We start from the raw sequence: 20,944 nt of genomic DNA, 5'->3' as shown, positions 1-20,944 counted from the left end.
TACGTCCTTTACTGTTTATTCCATGCTTTTCAGCTTGCGGATGTCCTGCCCCACAAACAGCACCGGCTCGCAGCTGCCCCCCAGGCGGCTGGCGATCTTCTCGGTGTAGCGGGCTTCAAAGGCCTTGCCGTCCACGATGTTGGTGGTGTAAACGGTGGGCCGCTTTTCCAGCAGACGGGTGTTCAGCAGGTTGTAAAAGCAGCTGAGCACATAGGCGCTCACATACTCGGTGCCAAGATCGTCCAGCACCAGCAGGTCCGCCTCCAGCACTGCCTCCAGCAGCGGGCAGTCGTCCGCAAAACGGTCCCGTTCCAGCTGGCCAAAGAGGCTTTGGGCGCTGATGTACACCACGTCGTAGCCCTTTTCCAGCACCGTCTGGGCAATGGCCAGCGCCGCGTGGGTCTTGCCCAGGCCCGCGTTGCCGCACAGCAGCAGGCTGGTGCTCTTCATGTCAAAACTCTCGGCGTAATCCCGCAGGGCGGCCAGCGTCTCGCGCATCTCTTCCCGGATGCTCACCCCGGTGGCCGCATCCGGTTCGTCCGGATAGTAGCGCAGTTCCATCGACCCAAAATCGCACAGGGAAAGGGGCGATTCCTTCGCGATCTCCTCCCGGCGCAGCTGCCGGGCCCGGCGGCCGACGCACTGGCACATCCGCCCGTTCACCGTGCCGGTGTCCTTGCAAAGGGGGCATTCAAACGCCGGCTCCAGACTCGTTGGCCCGTAGCCGTGATCGGCCAGCAGCGTTTCCAGCTGCTTTTGCGCGTCGGCGCGCGCCGCGCGCGCCGCGTCCCGGGCGGCCTCGTCCGCCCCCAGGGCCGACAGCTGCACCAGCTTCAGTCCCAGGGTGCGCACCTTGTCCTCCAGCGGTACCAGTTCGGGAATGGCCGCCGCCGCGGCCTGTCGCCGCTGTGCCGCCAGGGTCATGGCCCGCTGGCGGGCGCTGGCCGTCTGCCGCTTTGCCTCGTTGAACAGTTCCGTCTTTGTGCGCATGGGTCTAATCCTCCCGTTTCAGCCGCAGCGGGCGGTTCTGCGCCCGGCGCAAAATGTCGTTGCCGCTGGGGGAAGCCCGGTCCACCCGGATGTTGCTGCCCTCCAGCCCGCCGGCGCCCCGGGTGTCCGCCAGGGTGCGCCAGCCCTTTCCGTGCCAGCTTTTCAAAATGCCGTTGACATACTTCGCGTCCTTGCCGGCCCCCGCGTGCAGCACCGCTTCCGCCACCATGGCGTCGTCGTAGCGGTATTCCTCGTACCAGCGGCGCACGCAGTTCTTCTCGGCCATGGTCAGGTCCTCGGCGGGCACGCCCAGCAGTTCGGCCACGGTGCGCTCGTGTCGCGCCCGGTCGGCCAGCAGCTGCAGGTGCCGCTCGGCGTCCTCGCCGGTCACCACGCCCTCCTGGGCCCAGCGGTCCAGTTCCCGCTCCAGCTGCGCCACCGAGTGCCGGCCCCGGCCGGCGTTGTAGGCCGCGCACAGCAGGATGACCTCGGCGGGGATGCTCTCATTCACATACAGCGACACCACCCGCTGAATGTCCTTTTGCCCCAGCGCCTTGCCCAGACAGGTCTGGGCTTCGGCGGCCAGCATGGACACGGTGGGGTCCCGCAGCGCCGCCAGCCGCAGCTGGTCGGCGGTGAGGGGCGGCGCCTTCGCGGCGGGGGGCGGCGCCACGGACGCACCCTGTTCCTTTTCCAGCAGGCCCACGCCGTGCCAGAATTCCAGCGCGCTCTGGGCCGAGGCCACCGTCTTGAGTTTCAGATCATGGGCGATGGTCTTGGGATCGGTGCAATGGGTGGCGACGATGTACAAAGCCACCCGCACAGGGTCGCCGCCGGCCCGGTCCAGATGGCGGAACACCAGCTGGGGCACAGCGACGGTGTCGCCGGTGGTATCGTTGAGACGGTAGGTCATGCCGGGAATGCTCCTTCGCTTTCAGCGCATAAAATTTCACATTAACTATACCATAAAACAGGGGGATGTTCCAGAGCTTTTTGACCGCCCGGTTTGACAAACGGTCCCCCGTCTGATAGCATATATGATAAAGTGAGAAAGCGCCGGCAGGAAGCCGGCGGGTACACAGCAACAGCAGGGTAAGGTGCAGGATCATGAAGATCGCGATCGTGACGGACAGCAACAGCGGCATCTTCGAGCGGCAAGCCCGCAAGATGGGGGTGTATGTGATTCCGATGCCCTTTTCGGTGAACGGTGAATGGCTGTACGAGGGCATACAACTCACCGCGCCGGATTTTTACAAAGCGCAGGCCGCGGGCGCCGAGATCACCACCAGCATGCCCAGCCCGGCGGATGTGACCGGCCTGTGGGAAAAACTGCTGGCCGATCATGACGAACTTGTCTACATCCCCATGACCAGCGGCCTGAGCGGCTCCTGCGCGACAGCCGCCGCCCTGGCCCAGGACTACGACGGCCGGGTGCAGGTGGTGGACAACAAGCGCATCTCCCTGACCCAGCTGCAGTCGGTGCTGGACGCCAAGCGCCTGGTGAAACGGGGCCTCACCGCCGCCCAGGTGAAGGCCCAGCTGGAGCAGCACGCGCTGGACGCCAGCATCTACATCACCTGCAGCGACCTGAAATACCTGAAAAAGGGCGGGCGCATCACCCCGGCGGCCGCCGCCATCGGCACGGTGCTGAACATCAAGCCGGTGCTGCAGATCCAGGGGGAGAAGATCGACGCCTACGCCAAGGTGCGGGGGATGCATCAGGCGGTGGAAAAGATGCTGGACGCCATCTGCAACGACATCACCGGCCGCTTCAACGGCATGAACCTCCATGTGGGCACTGCCTACAGCGGCGATCCGGAGCTGGGCAAAAAGTGGCAGAAGTACGTTCAGAGCCGGTTGCCCCGCTGCCGGGTACACTCGGCGCCGCTGTCGTTGAGCATCGCCTGCCACACCGGCCCCGGCGCGGTGGGCATCGGCTGCTTTTATTACGAGAAATAAAACGGGAGGCCCGGGGCGGGCCTCCTTTTTTGCCCCGCAATGCAAGCGCTCACGGCCTCGCCGCAAAAGGAGGTGTGACGCGCCCGGGTCGCGGCGGCGGAACCCCGGCACCGCGACCCGGGGGATTTCTTTCGGATGGAGATGGGAACGGCGGACGGACCTCCTTTTGCGCTTTCAGAATAAAACCGCCGTGAGCCGCTGCCGACCGCCGTTTTGCCGCCGCGCCGGCGGCCGCCTTTTCTTGACAATCCGCCGCCTTCATGCTATACTTTGCCCGTATCGATTGTGTGCTTTGGCCGCCGCGCGGCCCGGCAGCAAAATATGCTGAACAACTGGAGATGTCGTTATGGAAAGAATCAAGACCATCGAGACCCGGAACCTCTGCGAGAGCGCCAAGAACGGCGGCTGCGGCGAGTGCCAGACTTCCTGCCAGTCCGCCTGCAAGACCTCCTGCGGTGTTGCGAACCAGAAGTGCGAGAACGCTGACAAGTAAACTTCCAAACTTCCAGGAAAGCCGCCGACCAAAGCCGGGATGCTGTGAAAAACGGCGCCCCGGCTCAAAAGGGCGGCTTTTTTGTGTTTAAATTTCGGAGGAAACAATGATCCATCAATACCAGCTCAACGGCTACAACATCGTGCTGGATACCTGTTCCGGCGCCATTCATGTGGTGGACGAGGTAGCCTATGACCTCATCGCCGGCTGCAAAAATGAGCCGGAAGAGGCGCTCATCCGCCGCGTGTATGACAAATACAAAGACAGGGAGGGTGTCACCGAGGCCGAGGTGCGCCAGTGCCTTTCGGACATCAAGGGCCTGGAGGCGGCGGGCAAGCTGTTCAGTCCCGACACCTTTGCGGACCTGGCCGGCGAGTTCAAGGGCAAGCGGGAGAACGTCATCAAGGCCATGTGCCTGCATGTGGCCCACACCTGCAACCTCAACTGCTCCTATTGCTTTGCCAGCCAGGGCAAGTACCACGGCGAGCGGGCGCTGATGAGCCTGGAAGTGGGCAAGCGCGCGCTGGACTTCCTCATCGAGAACTCCGGCTCCCGGCACAACCTGGAGGTGGATTTCTTCGGCGGCGAGCCGCTGATGAACTGGGAGGTGGTCAAGCAGCTGGTGGCCTACGCCCGCCAGCGGGAGACCGAGTGCGGCAAACACTTCCGCTTCACCCTCACCACCAACGGCATGCTCATCGACGACGACGTGATCGACTTCTCCAACCGGGAGATGAACAACGTGGTGCTGAGCCTGGACGGCCGCAAGGAGATCCACGACCGCCTGCGGGTGGACTACGCCGGCAACGGCAGCTACGACCGCATCGTACCCAAGTTCCAGGAGTTTGTGCGCCGCCGGGGCGACAAAGAGTATTACATGCGGGGCACCTTCACCCACGCGAACCCCGACTTCACCAAAGACGTGTTCCACATGGCAGATCTGGGCTTCGACCGGCTGAGCATGGAGCCGGTGGTCTGCGCGCCGGACGACCCCGCCGCCCTCACCGACGAGGACATCCGGATCGTGCTGAAGGAGTACGAGAAGCTGGCCCTTGAAATGATCAAACGGAAAAAAGAGGACCGGCCCTTCGTGTTCTACCACTACATGCTGGACCTCACCGGCGGCCCCTGCATCTACAAGCGACTGTCCGGCTGCGGCAGCGGCACCGAGTATGTGGCGGTCACCCCCTGGGGTGATCTGTACCCCTGCCATCAGTTCGTGGGCGAGGAGGCCTATAAGCTGGGGGACATCTGGCAGGGCGTGACCAACGAGGCGGTGCGCGGCGAGTTCCGCAGCTGCAACGCCTATTCCCGCCCCGAGTGCCGGGACTGCTGGGCCCGCCTCTACTGCTCCGGCGGCTGCGCCGCCAACGCCTACCACGCCACCGGCAGCATCGGCGGCGTGTACAAGCAGGGGTGCGAGCTGTTCAAAAAGCGCATCGAATGCGCCATCATGCTCCAGATCGCCCTGGGCGAACTGGGATGAAAACGCCCCTTTGTGACTTTGTTGCCGCCTACGAACAAAGCGGCGCCGCCCGGCTGCACATGCCCGGCCACAAGGGCCGGGGCCCTCTGGGCTGCGAAGGGCGGGACATCACGGAAATCGCGGGAGCGGACAGTCTCTATGAGGCGGGCGGCGTCATCGCAAAGAGCGAGCGCAGCGCCGCCGCCCTCTTCGGCGCAAGGGCCACCTTTTACTCCGCCGGCGGTTCCAGTCAGTGTGTGGGAGCCATGCTGTGTCTCGCGCTGCAACAGAGCGACAGCCGGGTGGTGCTGGCCGCCCGCAACGCCCACAAATCCTTCCTGCACGCGGCGGCCCTGCTGGACGCCGATGTGCGCTGGCTCTGGCCGGAGCCCTATTCGCTGCTGCACTGCCCGGTGACGCCCGCGGCGCTGGAGGCGGCGCTGGCCGCCCTGCCCGAGGTGCCGGCGGCGGTGTATATCACCAGCCCGGACTATCTGGGCAACCTGCAGCCGGTGGCGCGGCTGGCCGAGGTCTGCCATGCCCGGGGCGTGCCCCTGCTGGTGGACAACGCCCACGGGGCCTACCTCCACTTTCTTCCCGTCCCCGCGCATCCCCTGGACGAAGGGGCGGACCTCTGCTGTGACTCCGCCCACAAGACCCTGCCGGTGCTCACCGGCGGGGCCTACCTCCACCTGGGCCGCGGCGTTCTGGATGTGGAGGCGGGCCAGGCGCGGGCCGCGCTGGCTCTGTTCGGTTCCACCAGCCCGTCCTATCTCATATTGCAGTCGCTGGATGCCTGCAACCGGTATCTGGCCGACGAGGCAAAGCCCCGGCTGGCCGCCTGCGTCAAGGCGGTGGAAGCGCTCAAGGCCGACCTTGAGGCCCAGGGCTGGGCGGTGGCGGAGAGCGAGCCTCTCAAAGTGACCATCCACGCCTCAAAGCGAGGTTGGCGGGGAGACGCGCTGGCCGACGTTTTGCGCCGGGGCGGGGTGGAGTGTGAATATGCCGACCCGGATGACCTGGTGCTGATGGTCAGCCCCCAGAACACCCCCGGAGAACTGGACAGGGTGCGCGCCCTTCTGGCCCGCGCGGGGCGGGGGAGCGATGCGCCCCGGACGCCGCCCCGGATGGCTCGCCCCCGGCAGGCGATGCCCATCCGGGCCGCGCTGCTGGCCCCCGCCGAAGAAGTGCCGGTAGAGGCGGCGGTGGGCCGCGTCTGCGCCGCCCCCACGGTGGGCTGCCCCCCGGCGGTGCCGGTGGTGGTGAGCGGCGAGGTGATCGGGGCGGACGCCGCCGATGTCTTCCGCTATTACGGCATCGAAAAAGTGCGCGTGGTGCGCTGAATCGCAAGAAAAACGCCCCCGCCGGCGAAAAAGCCGGCGGGGGCGCTCTTTTGTGGCTCACACGGTCAGAAACTCATTTTCCCGCTCAAGATACCGACTGAACACATACAGCCCGCACACCAGCCCGCGGACATGGTGGCGGGGGCGTCGATGTCCCAGCCGCCGGTCACGCCCCGGTGAACGATACGCGCCACCACCGCGCCGGCGGCGTTTTGCAGAACGTAGTTCTGGGTGTTCTGCATGATCAGGGTGTACAGCGCGCTGCCCAGCGCCAGCATGGCCCGGTCGGCCCGGGGCAGGCGGCAGAGGGGCCAGCCGTCCGCCGCGGGGTCAAAGTCCGGGTTGTAGGCGGGGCTCGCCTCGATGCGGCTGCCGTCGGCGGCGGTCAGGTCGTATTTGTGGCAGACGACCTCGCCGCTGTGCCCGGCGGGTGCGTCCAGCAGCCGGATCCTGCTGGTGTACAGCGGCGCGCCGTCCGCTGTGGTGATCTCCTTCTCCGGGCCGCACACGCTGCCGTGGATTTTCACCAGCGGCGCGCCGTCCGCCCCGCCGTACAAGATGCCGGATAAAAGCCTGTACTTCACTGTCGGTTCCCCCTTACACGATGGAATAGAGCACCACGCCCGCCACGCCGGAGGCCATCATGATCCAGATGGGATTGACGCTCTTGCGGCGCAGCACCAGAAAACCCGCCACGAAAATGGCCGCGGCCACAGTGTCCAGCCCCAGCGGGCCCACGCTCAACTCCCGCCCGCCGAACAGCGCCAGCAGCAGCAGCGAGAGCCCCGCGCTGGCGATCATGGCCACCACGGCGGGGCGCAGCCCCTGCAAAACGCCCTGCACCGCCGCCAGCCTGGAAAAATGATAGTAGACAAAGGCCAGCGTCAGCACAATGACGCAGGAGGGCAGCACGCACCCGGCGGTGGCCACGATGGCGCCGGGCAGCCCCGCCACCCGGATGCCCACAAAGGTGGCCGAGTTGATGGCGATGGGGCCGGGGGTCATCTCGGCGATGGTCATGATGTCGGCGAACTGGTTCATGGTCAGCCAGGCGTGCTGGTCCACCACCTGCTGCTGGATCAGCGGCATGGCGGCGTAACCGCCGCCGATGCTGAACAATCCGATCTGGAAAAAACTCCAGAAAAGCTGGGCAAAGATCATGATGCCGCCCCCTTTGCACTGCGCTGCCGGCGCACAAGATCCAGCACGCCAAAGGCGGCGCACACCAGGATAATTATGATGATGTTCACGTTCAAAAAGCGGTTGGCCACAAAAGCGCCCGCCAGGATGGCCGCCGGCAGCACCCGCTTCTGGCGGAAAATGTCCTTCGCCAGCCGCAGCACCACATCCAGGATCACCGCGGCCACCCCGGCCAGCATGCCGCACATGGCCATGTTCACGAACACATTGTCCCGGAAGGCGGCGTAGAACAGCGAGATCACCGAGATGATGATCAGCGGCGGCGTCACGGTGCCCACCACCGTCAGCAGCGCCCCCGGCACCCCCGCCACCCGGTAGCCCACCAGAATGGAGATGTTCACCGCGATGGCCCCCGGCGAGGACTGGGCGATGGCCGCCAGGTCCAGCATTTCCTCCTCCCCGATCCAGCCCAGCTGCTCCACGAACTTTTTGCGGATCAGCGGGATGATGACGAAGCCGCCCCCGAAGGTGAAGGCGCTGAGCTGAAAGGTGGACAGAAACAAAACAACGTATTTCTTCAGTTTCTCTTGCAAGCGTATCCCTCCTTCGCATCCCAGTATACGCCTTGCAATGAGATATGAAAAATACTATAATTAAATATAAATAATAACTAAAATAATATAAGGGGCGAGGGGCATGACCATCCGGCACATCAACATCTTTCTCGCGGTGTGCGAGGCGGGGCAGAACACCACCAAGGCCGCGGAGCGGCTGCACATGAGCCAGCCGGCGGTGAGCCTGGCCATTCACGAGCTGGAGGAGTATTATGGGGTGGCGCTGTTTGACCGCATCGGCCGGCGGCTGTGCATCACCGAGGCGGGCAAGCGCTTTTGGGAGTATGCCAGCCACATCTCCTCCATGTTTGACGATATGGAAAAGACCCTGCGGGACTGGGGGCACCTGGGGGTGCTGCGGGTGGGCGCCAGCATCACGGTGGGAGCCCGCTTCCTGCCGGGCTACGTCAAGACCTTCCTCTCGCTGCACCCGGGGCTGGAGATCCGGGCGCAGGTGGCCTCCACCGAGGTGCTGGCCGGCAAGATCATGGCCAATGAACTGGACTTCGCGCTGGTGGAGGGCGTGCCCCGGCACCCGTCGCTGGTGAGCGAGGATTATATGGAGGATCATCTGGCGGTGATCTGTCCGGCGGGCGGGCCCTTCCGTCAGGGGGAGACCATTTCGGTGGAGCAGTTCCGCGCCCAGCGGTTCCTGTTGCGGGAGAGGGGCAGCGGCACCCGGGAGGAGTTCGACCGGGTCACCGAGCAAGCCGGCTTTTCGGTGGCGCCCGCCTGGGAGGCCATGTCCACCACCGCGCTGGTGAACGCGGTGATCGAGGGGCTGGGCATCTCGGTGCTGCCCCAGCGGCTCATCGTGGGCGCGGTGGAGCGGGGGCTGGCGGTCTCGGTGAAGGTGGAAGGGCTGGACTTCTGCCGCCAGTTCCGCATCGTTTATCACAAGGATAAATTCCTGCCCGCCGTGGCAAAGGAATTTCTGGATCTTTGCCGCAATTTCGAGCAGAACTATCCGCTGCCCCGCTACAACGGCCTGTACTGAAAAAGGGGTTGACAAACTTGCTCTACAAATATAGAATAAAATAGAACTACATTTGTAGAGTAAAGGAGGCATCCCGATGGAAAAGACTCCCCGCCGCCTGCCGGACGCGGAGCTGGAGGTGATGCAGGCGGTTTGGGCCTGCGAACCCCCGGTGGCCCGTGCCGACATCGACGAAAAGCTGAAGGACACGCACCCCATGGCGCTCACCACCCTGCTCACGGTGCTCACGCGCCTTTCGGAAAAGGGCTTTGTGCGCATCGAAAAGGCGGGCCGCAGCGCCCGGTACATCCCGCTGGTGAGCCGGCAGGAATATCTGGCCCAGCAGAGCCGCCGCTTTCTGGACAAACTCTGCGGCGGCAGCCTGCCCGCCTTTGCCGCCGCTTTGTGCGACAGCGGCCTCAGCCGGGAGGAACTGGCCCAGCTGCGCCGCCTGCTGGAGAGGGATGAGTTATGAGCGGCCAGGTGTTTTTCCGCCTGCTCTTCTCCGCCGTGATGGGCGGCGTTTTCTGGGCGGCGGTGTATTTTTACAAGGACAGGGAGGGAAGGGAAAACACAGCGGGCCGCCGCCAGCGCTACCTGCCCTTTATCTCGGGCATCATCCTGCCGGTGTTTCTGCTGCTCACCGCCGCGGTGCTGCTGGCGGTGCGGGTGGAGGGCACCCAGTATTCCATGATGGCGCTGCTTTTCAGCCTGTTCTTGCACATCAGCGTCTATTACCTGGTGCTGCTGGCGCTGCTGCCGGTGCTGCGCCGCCACTTCAGCGCCATGGCCTGCGCGGCGCTGTGGCTCATCCCGAATTACCTCTATCTTTTTCAGCAGAACTATCTGGAACTGCCCGCCCCGGCCCTCACCGTGCGCCTGCCCATGGGCGCGGCGGCGGTGCTGCTGGCGGTGTGGGGCGGCGGCGCGGCGGTGGTGATGATTTACAAGATCGCCGCCCACCTGCGCTTTCGGCGGCAGGTGCTGGCTCCGGCCCATCCGGAACAGGACCCGGAGGTGCTGCGTGTCTGGGACGCCGAGGTGTCGGCCGCCCGGTTCCAGAAGCCCAGGTTCCGTCTGGTGCGCTCGCCGGCTGTGGGCTCGCCCCTCTCCATCGGCCTCTTTGAGCGCACCACCCGGGTGGTGCTGCCCGAGCGGGCGTATACGCCGGAGGAACTGGCCCTCATCTTCCGCCATGAACTTGTGCACATCGGCCGGCAGGACGCCTGGTCCAAATTCTTCCTCACCTTTTGCGCCGCGGTGTGCTGGTTCAACCCCCTGATGTGGCTGGCCATGGGCAAGAGCGCCGACGATCTGGAACTTTCCTGCGACGAGGCGGTGCTGCAAAACGAGGATGACGCCCACCGCCGGCGGTATGCCGACCTGCTGCTCACCGCGGCGGGGGACGGGCGGGGCTTTACCACCTGCCTGTCCGCGGGGGCAAGGTCGATGCGTTACCGGCTGAAAAACGTGGTGAAACCGGTGAAAAAGTTCTCCGGCGGGGCTCTGGTGGGGGTGGCTTTCTTTCTGCTCAGCATGACCAGCGGCTATGTGACCCTGGCCTTTGCGACGGACGACGGCGGCGCGCTGCTCTTTGACGGGCAGGACCCGGCCGCCTGTGCCATCTCCAGCGCCCGCGACTGGGTGAGCGAGGGGCAGGAGGAGCTGCAATGCCTGGACGAAGGGGGCTTTGCCGCCTTTCTGGCCGGCCTGCCTCTGGACCGGCTTGCCGGCAACTACTCCTTCACCGGCGGCGACCGGGAGATAAGCGTTATCTGGGATACGCCCAAGGGCGCCCTTTCCACCCTGTTCTATGAAAAGGCTGTCAAGGTGGTGCCCCTCTACGGAGAGCGCATGGAGGCGTCCTGGTACGCCGTGCCCGGCGGGATGGACTGGGCGAAGTTCGATTCCTTCTTCGAGCCGCAGCCCGCGCTTTATCTGGTTTTTGAGGATGAAAACGGCCAGCGGTTCGCGGACATCAACGCCAGCCTCTGGAAGCTGGAACAGGGCGGCGTGGTGCTGACCGACCGCACCGGCACACCGGAGGATCCAAGCGGTGTTTTCGGCTATGAGGAAGCGCGGCGGGTGCGCCTCGCGTTTTCACTGCCGGTCCGTGCGTATTCCGTCACGGCGGAGCCGGAAGGGGGCGTTTCGCAAGCCGTCCTGCCGGAGCAGGGCGATGTGCTGCCCCTGGCGGACGCGCCGGCCCTCTACCGCATCCGGGCGGTGCTGGCGGGAAGCCTGGGGGACTATCAGGCGGAATTCCGTTTTACCGTGGACCAGGCGGGATGAGAAAACGAACAGGGCCCCGGCCATCGGCCGGGGCCTTTCCGCTGCCCGCCGGGCGTTTGCTTGTTAAAATATATACTTTTATGGGGAATGTTGACAAATTACTGTAAATTAATTACAATGAATATAAATTAAATGCATGTGAATGATTTACGACCGGAAAGCATATGCATTAAAAAGCAAAAGCGCGAGAGAACGGAGAAGAGCGCGGCAGTCCAAAGGGGGGACTGCTGCGCTCTTTTTTCAGAAGGGAGGGACGCGGAACCGACGGACCGAAAGGCCCCCAAGCCCACAAACAACGAAGAGGAGGAACCTGAAAATGCTTTCAACGGACAAGACAAAACGCGCCAAGATTTTTGTGTGCATCGCCATTGTTCTGATGCTGATCAGCATGATCGGCGCGTCGCTGATCCAGACGTCGGGCGGGCGCGTAAAGGTGGACGAGGTAAATTGGGTGGACACCGACGGCATCCGCAAGACCGCGTTGCTGCTGGTGCCGGAGAACGCCACTGTGGAGACCCCCGCCCCCGCCATCGTCACCAGCCACGGCTTTTTGAACAACAAGGAAATGCAGGACCTGAACTATGTGGAACTGGCCCGCCGCGGGTATGTGGTGCTTGCCATCGACATGGCCAGCCACGGTGATTCCCAGATCGCGGCCGGCGTGGCCAACATGATGCCCAGCGTCTGGCAGGGCGTGCTGTTTTTGGCGGACATCGGCTATGTGGACACCGCCCGCATCGGTGTGACCGGCCATTCCTTCGGCGGCTTCAGCAGCAACTTTGCCGTGACCATGGACAACGCCGCGGGCACGAACCTCATCTCCGCGGTGCTGGTCAACAGCATGGATCCCACCTATGACAGCGACAGCGACGGCGTGTTCGACAACGTCTACGGCGGCCGCGATGTGGGCGTGGTGGCCGGCGAATACGACGAGTTCGGCTTTACCATCCTGGATGAAAACGGCGTCAAGCAGCCCAAGCCGGACTATATCCACAGCGCCGAGGCCCAGTCCTTCCTGTATTACGGCACCGACCGGGGCGAGCAGCCCGAGCGGGAGGCCAACACGGTTTACACGCAGGAAGTGGACGGCCAGGAGGCCATGCGTGTCATCTACACCAGCAACATCATCCATCCCTGGTCCCATTTCTCCGCCCGCTCCACCACCTCCACCATCGAATTCTTTGAGCAGGCGCTGGGCGCGCCCAATCCCATCCCCGCCACCAACCAGATCTGGCAGTGGAAGACCGTGTTCAATGTGGTGGGCATCGTGGGCTTTGTGATGTTTGCCATCAACTGCGCCATTGCCCTGCTGGCCACCCCCTTCTTCCAGTCGGTGAGCAGCCTCGGCGCGGAACAGACCCTCTCCGCCCCCGCCTTCAAGGGCAAAAAGTGGTGGTTCTGGGTCAGCCTGGTCATCAGCGCGGTGGTCGGCTCGGTCATTTACCTGCCCATCATGCTGGCGACCAAATCCGCCACCTATGAGCGCACCTTCCTGAACCAGGCGGCGGTGCGCGGCGTGAGCACCTGGGCCATGGCCTGCGGTGTGGTGACCCTGGTGCTGCTGCTGGCGACCAAGGCCATCAACAAGGACGCCTGGGCCGACTGCGCGGCAAAGGTGCGCATCACCCCCGTCCGCCTGCTCAAGACCGTTCTGCTGGCCATCACCGTGGTGGCGGCCAGCTATGCCTGGGTCTTCATCGCCGACTACTTCTTCCATGTGGACTTCCGCATCTGGGTGCTGGCGATCAAGCGGTTCAATCCGGTGTACCTGTTCATCGCCATCCCCTTCATGATCATGGGCAGCGTGTTCTATATCATGAGCTCCATCTCGGTCAACTGCTTCAATTACTGCAAGATCGGCGGCAAGGAGTGGGTCAACACCCTGATCCTGGCCCTGTTCACCGGCGCGCCGGCGTTCATCCTCACGCTGATGCAGTACATTTATTTCTACCAGACCGGTTATCTGCTGTTCGCGGTGGGCGAATCCGCCCTGTTTGTGGTGTGGCTGTTCCCCCTGGTGGCGATCCTGCCCATCTCGGTGCTGGTCTCCCGCAAGATCTACAAGGCGTGCGGCAATCCCTACCTGGCGGGCGTCATCAACGCGGTGATCGTCGCGCTGATCAGCAGCGCCAACACCTGCACCTTCTATTGATGCATCCCCGGAAAAACTGAAACAAAGGGCGGCCCCGCCGGCTGAAAAGCCAGCGGGGCCGCTTGTTGCAGCCGTGCAGAGCGCGGGCAAAAGGGACATTACAGCAGTTCGCCCCACCGCCGCACATACAGGCGCTTCGCAGCCGTGACCAGCGCCATGTAGCCCAGAATGAGCGCCGCCAGGAAGGCGAAATACACGGGGGGCAGGGCGGTCAGTTCCAGTGCGGACCCCAGCGGGGTGAAGGGGATGGCGGTGACGAGGGCGATGCCCGCGAAGGTGAGCAGCGTCACCGGGGCGGAAGCCCGGCTTTGCACAAAGGGCAGCTTGGGGGTGCGCAGCGTGTGGATGACAAGGGTCTGGCTCCACATGGACTCAACGAACCAGCCGGTCTGGAACACCGACACATACAGCGCCCGGGCGGCGGGGTCCGCCAGCCTGCCGTACAGCGCCCCGCCGGTGAACAGCGGGCAGATGACGAAGTAGAGCAGCAGGTAGGTGGCGATGTCGAACACCGAGCTGGTGGGCCCCAGCCACAGCATGAAGCGGCTGATGCCGGCGGCGCTCCACCGGCGGGGCTGTTTCAAAAACTCCGGGTCCACATTGTCCCAGGACATTGCGGTGCAGGAGATATCATAGATCAGGTTCAGCAGGATGAGATGGATGGATTCCATGGGCAGGAAGGGGAGAAAGGCGCTGGCCGCCAGCACCGAGAACATATTGCCGAAGTTGGAGGAGGCGGTCATCTTGATGTATTTGATCATGTTGGCGTAGGTCCTGCGTCCCTCCAGAACGCCCTCTTTGAGCACCAGCAGGTCTTTTTCCAGCAGCACCACCGAGGCGGTCTCCCGGGCCACGTCCACGGCGGTGTCCACCGAGATGCCCACGTCGGCGGCCCGCATGGCCGCCGCGTCGTTGATGCCGTCGCCCATGTAGCCGACGCTGTGGCCCGCCTCGCGCAGAAGGCGCACCACCCGCGCTTTCTGCGCGGGGGACAGCTTGGCGAACACCGAGACCTCCCGCGCCCGGGCGGTCAGGGCCGCGTCGTCCAGCCCGTCCAACTCCTCGCCCAGCAGGATGCGGTCGGCGTCCAGCCCCACCTGCCGGCAGATGGCGCAGGTGACCTTTTCGTTGTCGCCGGTCAGCACCTTCACCGCCACGCCGTACTCCCGCAGCGCCGCGATGGCGGCGGCAGCCGTGGTTTTGGGCGGGTCCAGAAAGGCGAGGAAGCCGATGAGCACCATCTCCGCCTCGTCTGCCGCCGAGAAGTGATCCACCGGGGCCGGGCCGGTCTTGTGAGCCACCGCGATCACCCGCATCCCCCGGGCGTTCAGCTCGTCCGAGCGGGCCAGCACCCGCCGCCGCACCTCGTCGGTCAGCGGCAGCACCCGGCCGCCGCACTCGGCAAAGGCGCAGCAGGCGAGCATCTCCTCCACCGCGCCCTTGGTCACAAGCTGGGTTTTGCCCGTCTCGTCCTGCACCACCACGCTCATCCGCCGCCGTTCAAAGTCGAAGGGGATCTCGTCCACCTTGACGTAGCGGCGGGTGAGGTCCCCGGCGCCCAGCTCCTGCTGACGGCGGATCACCGCCGCGTCGATCAGGTTTTTCAGCCCCGTCTGGAACCAGCTGTTCAGAAAGGCGTGGCGCAGCACCCGGTCGTCCTCCTCGCCGTCCACGTTCAGGTGGTACTCCAGCACCACCCTGTCCTGGGTGAGGGTGCCGGTCTTGTCGGTGCAGAGAATGTCCATCGAGCCGAGGTTCTGAATGGAGTTCAGATTCTTTACGATCACCCGGCGACGGCTCATGGCCATCGCGCCCTTGGCAAGGGAGGTGGTCACGATCATGGGCAGCATCTCGGGGGTGAGGCCCACAGCCACCGAAATGGCGAAAAGGGCCGCCTGCATCCAGTCCCCCTTGGTGAAGCCGTTGACGAACAGCACCACCGGCACCATCACCAGCATAAAGCGGATCAACACCCAGGAGACGGCGCTGACCCCCTTCTCAAAGGTGGTCTTGGGGGGCTTTGCGTCCACCTGCCGCGCCAGCACGCCCAGCATGGTGTCGCCGCCCACCGCCAGCACCACCCCGGTGGCGGTGCCGCTGATGACGTTGCTGCCCAGAAAGGCCAGGTTCGGCGTCCCGGTCAGCGAGTCCCGTGCAGAGGCGGGGCCGCCGGTCTTTTCCACCGGTTCGCTCTCGCCCGTCAGGGCCGACTGGCTGATGAACAGGTCCTTCGCCGTGAGGATGCGCAGGTCGGCGGGGATCATGTCCCCGGCGCACAGATGCACAACGTCGCCCACCACGACCTCCTCCAGCGGGATCTCCCCGCGGCGGCAGTCCCGCTCCACGCAGGTGGTGGTGTGCAGCATCCCGCTCAGCCGCGCGGCCACGTTGCCGCTGCGGGTCTCCTGGATGAAGCGCAGTGCCCCCGAGATGAGCACCATCACGGTGATGATAAGCACGGTGACGTAATTTTTGTCCCCGGGGGCGGCAAAGACGACCTCGGTGAACACCGAGATAAGGGCCAATGCCAGCAGTACCGCGGTGAACGGGTTGACAAAGGCCAGAAGCAGGCGCTTCGGGGCGGACGCCTTTTTGCCGCTGGTGAAGACGTTCGTCCCGTGCTCCTCGCGGGCGCGGCGCACCGCGGCCTCGTCCAGCCCGCCCGCCGCCGTGCCCAGGCTTTCCAGCAGGGCCTGGCTGTCCAGGGCGGCGGCGTTCAGCAGCCGCTTGCGGATGGCCTGGTCCTTTGCGCTGTCCGCCCGCGGCGCGGGGGCGCGATTCGTATTAAACAGTTTTTTCATGGCTTTGTACCTCCTGACGATTCGATGGGGCGTGCGATCGGAAGGGTACAGTGCGCGGGAGAATACAGCCCTCAGCCCCGCTCGCCACGCAGTTGGGCACGGCGAGCGTGAAACGATCCGATCGGGCCTTCGGGGGAACGGCTGCATCCCGCGCCGGTACTGCTTCCCGTGTCCATTTGTGTTCACCTCACTTTATTTTGAACGTTCGCGGAACGCCCGGATGGGCGCGCTGCCTGCAAAAAGGCAAAAAAAGGCCACCGCCCGCGGAAAAATCCCCCGCGAAAGCGATGGCCACCTAAAACCGGCGCAAAAAGCCGACGCTACAGGCGCGCACGGCCGCAGCGATTCGGAGACCACCGCCAGGAAACGGTGCTGTGACATTGACTGTATTCCATGGCGTGCCCTCCTCCTTTCGCTGCAAACAAAAACTCCCGTATCTCCGGCAGGACATACGGGAGCGGTCTAACGCTGCAGATCCGTGTGAGCTTTGACTTTGCGGGGCGGTGAAGCTGTGTTAGAATGCGCCTTGCGTTCGACGCACCCTGTTCAAACCAACTCACAGTGTCTCCACTGTTTCGCGGCAACAGCCCATATCCCAGCAGGAGCCTTACCTACCGAACAGCACCCAAGATACCACCGCCGGGCGAATTTGTCAACCCCCGGCCACACGGTTTTTCGCTGAGGCAAACCGGCGCGGGCGCGCCATAAGGCCGGCCGCGCCGCCGATTTTCACGGAAACAAAAAAATACCAGCCGCCGCCTCCAAAAGGGCGTTGCGTTTGCGGGCGGGGTGTGATAGGGTAGAACTGATAGGACGGATTCAGCGCCGCTTCAGGTGGGCCAGCCGCCTCGCCAGTTTCCGCAGGCCGCTGTGGACGCTTTTGCAGACGGTGCCGGGCTGTATCTGCTCCCGGACGGCGATCTGCGCCGGCTTCTGTTCCAGAAAGTAGCGGGCGTAGACCCGACGCCGCTGCGGCCCGCTCAGTGAGCGCAGCGCGGCAAAGACGTCTCGCCGCAGCAGTTTTTCCTCAAAGACCGCCTCGGGCGTTTCGGGCCGGAAAAGGATATCGTTTTCGATGCCGTTGCCGTAATCCAGGGAATAGTGAGCCTTGTAGCGGTATTTTCGCCGCTGCCACGCCGCCTCGGCGCGCTCAAACGCCGAAATCGCCTCAAAGACCGCCTCGGTGACCTCGACGTACTCATCCGTGTGGTACAGCGAAGGATAAAGCTTTCGCAGATTGACTTCCATGAAAAACCTCCCGATGCTCCATCGTATGTGTGCGGGCAGGGCGTCGGGAAGGGGGAGAGCGGCAGCGGAAAAAAGGACCATCGGCCCCGCCGGGGCGGCCGGCGGAGAATGAGGACGCCGACGGAGCGGCCGGCGTCACCCCTGCGCCCTTTTGGCTTTTTGGGGCCGCCGCGCGGGGCAGGGGAGAAACACGGGTGATCTCATGGACGCGCTCCTTTCCTGGGGCCGGGGAAATGCCGCCGATGAACTCAGTGTATCGCGGCCGCGGGCAAAACGCAAGGCGCGATCCTGCCGGCGCGGCGGAAAGATGTGTCATATTGAAAAGGCCAAAAGCCTTCAAGGAGGTACAGCCGGATGAAATGCTTTCTCACCGGGAATTTCACCATCGCGAACACCAACGAACTGAATCCGGAAAACGGCCTTGCGGAGCGGCTGCGGGCGGCCCTCCCGGCAGAGTGCGCCGCCGTCTACGTCTGCTCCGCGCCGGATGATCCTTCCCGCACCGACCGGTATGCGCGGCTGGCGAAAAAAAGCTTTGAGGCGGCAGGCTTTGTCTTCCGCGGTTTTACCGTGCTGGACCGGCGCAACCAGGCCGACACGGCGGCCCTGGTGCGGCAGGCCGACCTGCTGGTCTTCGCCGGCGGCCATGTGCCCACCCAGAACCGCTTTTTCCGCGAGATCGGCCTGCGGCAGGCGCTGGCCGGCTTTCAAGGAGTAATACTGGGCGTGAGCGCCGGCTCCATGAACTGTTCCGGGCTCGTGTACGCGCCGCCCGAACTGAAAGGGGAGGCCCTGGACCCCGCCTATCCCAAATATTACGAGGGCCTGGGCCTTACCGACACCATGCTCATCCCCCATTACCAGATCCTCAAGACCGACGTGGTGGACGGGCTGCGCCTGATGGAGGACATCGTCTATCCGGACAGCGCCGGCAAAACGTTCTATGCCATCGTGGACGGCAGCTATCTCTATCTTGACACCGACGCCCGCCGCCAGGAGATCTGCGGCGAGGCCTTTGTCATCGAGAACGGAGCGCTGACCCCTCTTTCCGCCGCGGGCGGGGTCGTGCCCCTGACGTGAGAGCGGGCGTGCCCTTCCCGATACGAACGAAAAAGAGCCATCCGGAGAGGATGGCTCTTTTTTGTTCCGCAAGGTGACCCGGAAAAAAACCGCGCCGCCGGGGCCCGGGCGCGTTGCGGCTTGTCACAGCGCGCCAAAGGCGGCCCCCATCAGGGGGGCTGCCGCCAGCATCACCAGCGAGAAGACCAGGGAGGAGACCGACACAAGCGTCGCCCGCTGGCCCGAGGGGATCATCCCGTTCAGCGCCACATCGGTGCGCACCGCCAGCAGGTCGTCCAGCATGCCGGCCAAAAATCCCCCCGCGAACACCACAGGCAGCCAGCCGGAGGCCGCCAGCAGCGTCCCGGCCAGCACGCCGCCGGCGCACAGCAGCGCCAGCTGACGATAGCGCAGCCGCCCGAAAAACCGGGCGGCCTGCGCGCCCAGCGTGCCGCTGAGCCCCAACAGAAAAAGCGCCGGCCCCAGCCAGGCACCGGGCAGGCCCAGGGCGGGCAGCCGCGCCTGCAGCAGAAAGAGCAGCATGGTGGCTACGGCCCCCACCGCGGCGTCGCACAGCATCAGCCGCAGGGCACGGGGGCTGTGCAAAAGAAAGTCCGCGCTTTGGCGCACCGCCCCGCCGATGCGCCGGGCGGTGCTGCCGGCGTCGGTTTCCCGCACCGGCTCCCGCAGGCAAAGGGCCGGCCACAGGCCCAGCAGCGCCAGGGCCAGGTCCAGGCTGTAGGCCGCCCGCGGCCCCAGCCAAAGGGCAAAGCCGGCGCACAGGGTGGCCAGCGCCGTGCCTGCCCGCCAGAGCGTCGCGTCGTTCGCGGCGTACCGCTCATATTCGTCTTCCCGGCCGCACTGCTGCAGGCTTTCGTACGCCAGCGCCTCCCGGGAGCCGGAGGCAAAGTTGTAGCCCAGGGCGCTCAGCGCCATGGCGGCACATACGCCGGCCATCGAGCGGGAGAGCAGCATGGCGGCGCTGGCCGCCGCGAACATGCATTGGCTGGCGATCATCGAGCGCTTTCGCCCGAACACGTCGGCAAGGACCCCCGAGGGCAGCTCGAACAAAAAGCTGGTGAGGTGGAACACCCCTTCCGCCAACCCGATCTGGGCCAGCGAAAAGCCCCTTGCGGCCAGCAGCGCCACCCAGGACGCCCCGGCGATCTGCAGGCTGCTGACGGCGGTAAGGGCGTACAGCCTGCGCAGTTGTCGTTTGATCTCAGACATAAAAAAATCTCCTTTTCTCACAATCATCTGCAAGCAAAAGGAGATAGTACACAAATTTTTGAGGGCACAAAACCGCCTTACAAGGCGGACCCGGCCTTAAAAAAGGGCGCACTATCTCCGTAAAAGGCGAAAATGCAGCCTTTTTCCAGTGGGATCTTGCTGAATTTCCAGAACATCGCGCGCCCTCCTTTCAAATGATTTTTAAAAAGTATACCACACCCCGCCGTCCCGGGTCAAGGGCAGCGGGGGTGGCTCCACGATTCAGCGGCCGTCTGCCGGCGCGGCGGGAAGCTTCGCCGGCGAAAAATCCGCCAGAACCTTCAAACAGCCCCCGGTGTATTCCGCCGTGAGCGTGCCGCCCATCTCCTCGGTCAGCTGCCGGGCGATGGCAAGCCCCAGCCCGGTGGAAGAGCGCCCCGTATCCACCGTGTAATACCGGTCGAACAGCTTGCCCGCGGCCACCGCGTTCAGGCCGGGGGCGCGGTTGACAAAGGCGATACGACCCGCCTCGTCCAGGGAAACGCGCAGATCGCCGGCGCTGTATTTCAGCGCGTTGGACAGAATGTTCTCCAGGACCCGGCCGAGCGCCGCGCTGTCCAGCAAAAAGCGCTCCTTCGGGTCCGCCAGCGTCAGTGCGGGCTCAATGCCCCTTTGGGCAAACGCGCCGTAGAAAGCCAGCAGCGAATCTTCCAGCGCCCGGCGCAGGTCCACCGGACAAAGGTCCGGTTTGTGCTCCGAAGCCGCCAGGGAATAGCGGAACAACTCCTCGGTCAGGGCCTTCATCGCCGCGGCCCGGTTCTCGATCTGGTCCAGATAGCGGCGGGCATCCGGCGGGAGCGCCTGCAGCTTCGTCAGTTCCAGGTACCCGCAGATGGCGGTGAGGGGGGTGCGCAGATCGTGGGAGATGTTGGTCACGGCCTCCTTCAGCTGCCGGTCGCCGTTCTGATAGCGCTGGCGTTCGCTGCGCAGCAGGCGTAGCTGACCGTTCAGGGCCGTGGCCAGACGCCGCATGTACCGGTCGCGGCCGGAAAGGTCGATGAGGGTGTTGGTGTCGGCCGCCAGCCGGTCCTGCAGGGCCTGGGCGATCTGCCGCGCGTCTGCGCGCATCCGATGGATCTTCAGGCAGAGCAGGAGAATGACGAACAGCAACCCCCCGACGGCGACCAGTGGCAAACACTCCAT

18 protein-coding genes and 1 riboswitch are annotated in these 20,944 nt (G+C 64.5%); of the genes, 9 read left to right on the top strand and 9 right to left on the bottom strand.

What is annotated here, in order from left to right:
- Positions 1-15: 15 nt before the first annotated feature.
- Together ACH2A7_RS00565 and ACH2A7_RS00560 are read right to left on the bottom strand one after the other, a co-directional pair.
- Positions 16-990 carry an ATP-binding protein gene (locus ACH2A7_RS00565; RefSeq protein WP_394959007.1) on the bottom strand — a complete coding sequence of 325 codons (975 nt, stop codon included), beginning with the start codon at positions 988-990 and terminating at the stop codon, positions 16-18.
- A gap of 4 nt (positions 991-994) precedes the next feature.
- Entirely contained in the window at positions 995-1,903 is a 909-nt protein-coding gene (locus ACH2A7_RS00560; protein WP_394959005.1) for a DnaD domain protein, read from the bottom strand.
- Positions 1,904-2,097: 194 nt separating this feature from the next.
- On the opposite strand from ACH2A7_RS00560, the gene ACH2A7_RS00555 reads away from it, so the two are divergent.
- The 4 genes from ACH2A7_RS00555 to ACH2A7_RS00540 all read left to right on the top strand — a co-directional run bounded on the left by ACH2A7_RS00555 (position 2,098) and on the right by ACH2A7_RS00540 (position 6,250).
- Positions 2,098-2,949 (top strand): DegV family protein, encoded by an 852-nt coding sequence (locus tag ACH2A7_RS00555; protein ID WP_394959003.1) that lies wholly within the window; start codon positions 2,098-2,100, stop codon positions 2,947-2,949.
- A 346-nt stretch (positions 2,950-3,295) separates the two neighbouring features.
- Positions 3,296-3,442, top strand: coding sequence for a six-cysteine ranthipeptide SCIFF (gene scfA / locus ACH2A7_RS00550; RefSeq protein WP_177521411.1), 147 nt, complete (start codon positions 3,296-3,298; stop codon positions 3,440-3,442).
- 106 nt (positions 3,443-3,548) lie between these two features.
- On the top strand, positions 3,549-4,928 hold the full coding sequence (scfB, locus tag ACH2A7_RS00545; RefSeq protein WP_394959000.1) for a thioether cross-link-forming SCIFF peptide maturase: 1,380 nt from the start codon (positions 3,549-3,551) through the stop codon (positions 4,926-4,928).
- A complete protein-coding gene (locus tag ACH2A7_RS00540) occupies positions 4,925-6,250 on the top strand; it encodes an amino acid decarboxylase (RefSeq protein ID WP_394958999.1) in 1,326 nt (441 codons plus the stop codon). The genes scfB and ACH2A7_RS00540 overlap by 4 nt, the downstream gene beginning before the upstream one ends.
- 65 nt (positions 6,251-6,315) lie before the next feature.
- On the opposite strand, the gene ACH2A7_RS00535 is transcribed toward ACH2A7_RS00540, so the two are convergent.
- The 3 genes from ACH2A7_RS00535 to ACH2A7_RS00525 are packed head-to-tail and all read right to left on the bottom strand — an operon-like array spanning position 6,316 to position 7,983.
- A complete protein-coding gene (locus ACH2A7_RS00535) occupies positions 6,316-6,834 on the bottom strand; it encodes a hypothetical protein (RefSeq protein ID WP_394958997.1) in 519 nt (172 codons plus the stop codon).
- A gap of 13 nt (positions 6,835-6,847) precedes the next feature.
- Positions 6,848-7,411, bottom strand: a complete 564-nt coding sequence (locus ACH2A7_RS00530; RefSeq protein ID WP_394958995.1) for a chromate transporter — start codon at positions 7,409-7,411, stop codon at positions 6,848-6,850.
- Complete coding sequence (locus ACH2A7_RS00525) at positions 7,408-7,983, bottom strand: chromate transporter (RefSeq protein WP_394958993.1); 576 nt, start codon at positions 7,981-7,983, stop codon at positions 7,408-7,410. Before ACH2A7_RS00525 ends, ACH2A7_RS00530 begins: the two co-directional genes overlap by 4 nt.
- Positions 7,984-8,086: 103 nt before the next feature.
- On the opposite strand from ACH2A7_RS00525, the gene ACH2A7_RS00520 reads away from it, so the two are divergent.
- The 4 genes from ACH2A7_RS00520 to ACH2A7_RS00505 all read left to right on the top strand — a co-directional run bounded on the left by ACH2A7_RS00520 (position 8,087) and on the right by ACH2A7_RS00505 (position 13,424).
- A complete protein-coding gene (locus ACH2A7_RS00520; RefSeq protein ID WP_394958991.1) occupies positions 8,087-9,001 on the top strand; it encodes a LysR family transcriptional regulator in 915 nt (304 codons plus the stop codon).
- Between the two features lie 76 nt (positions 9,002-9,077).
- Positions 9,078-9,455, top strand: a complete 378-nt coding sequence (locus ACH2A7_RS00515; protein ID WP_394958989.1) for a BlaI/MecI/CopY family transcriptional regulator — start codon at positions 9,078-9,080, stop codon at positions 9,453-9,455.
- A complete protein-coding gene (locus tag ACH2A7_RS00510; protein WP_394958987.1) occupies positions 9,452-11,272 on the top strand; it encodes a M56 family metallopeptidase in 1,821 nt (606 codons plus the stop codon). The genes ACH2A7_RS00515 and ACH2A7_RS00510 overlap by 4 nt, the downstream gene beginning before the upstream one ends.
- 316 nt (positions 11,273-11,588) lie before the next feature.
- Positions 11,589-13,424 (top strand): alpha/beta hydrolase family protein, encoded by a 1,836-nt coding sequence (locus ACH2A7_RS00505; protein ID WP_394958985.1) that lies wholly within the window; start codon positions 11,589-11,591, stop codon positions 13,422-13,424.
- A gap of 98 nt (positions 13,425-13,522) precedes the next feature.
- Here ACH2A7_RS00505 and mgtA read toward each other — a convergent pair whose 3' ends face one another.
- Entirely contained in the window at positions 13,523-16,225 is a 2,703-nt protein-coding gene (gene mgtA / locus ACH2A7_RS00500; RefSeq protein ID WP_394958983.1) for a magnesium-translocating P-type ATPase, read from the bottom strand.
- A gap of 467 nt (positions 16,226-16,692) precedes the next feature.
- Positions 16,693-16,851, bottom strand: a riboswitch (M-box (ykoK) riboswitch).
- Positions 16,852-17,044: 193 nt separating this feature from the next.
- Positions 17,045-17,473 carry a sigma-70 family RNA polymerase sigma factor gene (locus ACH2A7_RS00495; protein ID WP_394958981.1) on the bottom strand — a complete coding sequence of 143 codons (429 nt, stop codon included), beginning with the start codon at positions 17,471-17,473 and terminating at the stop codon, positions 17,045-17,047.
- A gap of 354 nt (positions 17,474-17,827) precedes the next feature.
- Between ACH2A7_RS00495 and ACH2A7_RS00490 the strand changes: the two genes are divergently transcribed.
- Entirely contained in the window at positions 17,828-18,553 is a 726-nt protein-coding gene (locus tag ACH2A7_RS00490; protein WP_394958979.1) for a Type 1 glutamine amidotransferase-like domain-containing protein, read from the top strand.
- 123 nt (positions 18,554-18,676) lie between these two features.
- Here the strand turns inward: ACH2A7_RS00490 and ACH2A7_RS00485 are convergent, their stop codons facing one another.
- Both ACH2A7_RS00485 and ACH2A7_RS00480 read right to left on the bottom strand, forming a co-directional pair.
- On the bottom strand, positions 18,677-19,762 hold the full coding sequence (locus tag ACH2A7_RS00485; protein WP_394958977.1) for an MFS transporter: 1,086 nt from the start codon (positions 19,760-19,762) through the stop codon (positions 18,677-18,679).
- A 261-nt stretch (positions 19,763-20,023) separates the two neighbouring features.
- Entirely contained in the window at positions 20,024-20,944 is a 921-nt protein-coding gene (locus ACH2A7_RS00480) for a sensor histidine kinase (protein WP_394958975.1), read from the bottom strand.

The organism is Candidatus Allofournierella merdavium, from assembly GCF_944382735.1.
Taxonomy (GTDB): Bacteria; Bacillota; Clostridia; order Oscillospirales; family Ruminococcaceae; genus Allofournierella_A; species Allofournierella_A merdavium.
This window is presented reverse-complemented; position numbering and strand designations above follow the sequence as displayed.